This is a genomic window from Mycobacterium sp., from assembly GCF_049673265.1.
Taxonomy (GTDB): Bacteria; Actinomycetota; Actinomycetes; order Mycobacteriales; family Mycobacteriaceae; genus Mycobacterium.
Map to the genome: position 1 here is coordinate 1 of NZ_JBATXN010000460.1, position 1,566 is coordinate 1,566.

Sequence of the window (1,566 nt, forward strand, 5' to 3'; positions counted from 1 at the left end):
CTGCCGCCCTCACCGGTGTCGTGCCAATGGCAGCCTCTGCCGATGACACGGCGTTTGCGACGGCCATGGCCGCCGCTGGTGGTGCGTACCTGGGTGCGGCCGGAGCGCACACCGGGGAGCGCGCTGCCTACGCCACCGGGCAAAGCGTGGCGTCGATCAGCTATGTGCTCAACGAGCTGATCAGCGCGGCCAAATTCTCCTTCTAACCACTCGGCATGGTTCTTGACCCACGGTGGGTTGGCGCTCCACCCGAGCTTGTCGCGCTGATTTTCGAGGGCGGTCCGGGCCCGGGGTCAATCGTGGCCTACGCGGCCGTGATGGCGACCGAGGCGGCCAGCCACCAAATGTCGATGGCGGTTTCCGCCACCAACATTGCGACTACCAGCTCGCAGTGGATCGGCGTGGCCGGTGCCGCGAACGTCGCCAAGGGAACCACCCTCAACATGGGCGGACTCCAACCGCTGGCTGCGCACTGCGCAAAGCATGTGCTGCTTGCGCAGGCCGCGGTGGATGCCTACACGATGGCCGCGCCCTCGGTCATTCCGTCGGTCGCTTGCCAGGCGAACCGGGATTTGTGGCAGGTGTTGTGTGACACGAACTTTTTTGGTCAGAACTTCCCGGGGATCACCGCGCAGGACATCCAGTACGGGGAGTACTGGACGCAGAACTCAAGCGTCGGAGTGTTGTATGCGACCACGCTGAACGCGATAGCAGTCGCGGCGGGGGACCAGTCACTGCTCGCAACGAGCGCCGGGGCGGCGCCGGCGGCAAGCATGGGGTCAGGCGTCGGTCTGGCCGGGACGGCGGCTCAGACCGCCGCACAAGACGCGGCGCAAGCACCGGTTACCGCCCAGGGCGCCGCATCCGTGCCTACCGAAGCAACCAGTCAAATCAGTTCGATGCTCGGGCAGGTGCCGCAGGCGGCGTCCGCGCTCACCCAGCCCGCGACCCAGGCGCTCAGCGCCCCCACGCAGGCGGTTCAAAGCTTGGGCAGCCCGCTGCAATCCGTGATGGGCATGTTCATGAACGCGAACCCTGGCGGGGCGACCTCGGTGGAAGCCGTTGGGGCGGAAGCCATCGGCGGCGAGCTGGCGGTCGGCGGGGGAGCGGCCGGCGGAGTCGGTTCCGGTGGCGCGGGTGCCGTCGGCGCGGGCTACAGCGGTGCAGGACTGACCAGCTTTACCCAGCCGGCCAGTACTTTCGAGCCGGAGGCCGGCGGGCGACCGACCGGTCGGGCCGGGGCGTTCAACGCGGCCGATCTACGCAGCCCGACGGCCCGCCCGGCGGGCGGCTCGCCGATGCCGATGTCACCGGCGGGAATGTTGGGCCACGGTGCGGGCGCATCCGGCAAGGAAAAAGAAGATGTCACGCACGCACGCATTGTCGTCGGCGACGACACCCAAGATCCCCGTCGAATGGATGCTTGAAAACATCTGATGCGATTGGGGCAGAAGGGAAAACTGGGCAGTTGTCGTTCGTCGGAAAAGGTGAAGTGACAGCCACCGCAAAGCGCTTAGACTCTCGTTAATGCCCCGCCCGGGGCGCTAGACATCAAAGGAGAAGTAG

At 66.9% G+C, this 1,566-nt stretch carries 1 protein-coding gene and 1 pseudogene; both read left to right on the forward strand.

Going from position 1 to position 1,566, the window contains the following annotated elements:
• A pseudogene (locus WBF82_RS16100) lies at positions 1–206 on the forward strand (PE domain-containing protein); the annotation flags it as partial.
• 9 nt (positions 207–215) lie between these two features.
• A complete protein-coding gene (locus WBF82_RS16105; RefSeq protein WP_424383984.1) occupies positions 216–1,427 on the forward strand; it encodes a PPE domain-containing protein in 1,212 nt (403 codons plus the stop codon).
• The last annotated feature ends 139 nt before the right edge of the window (positions 1,428–1,566 follow it).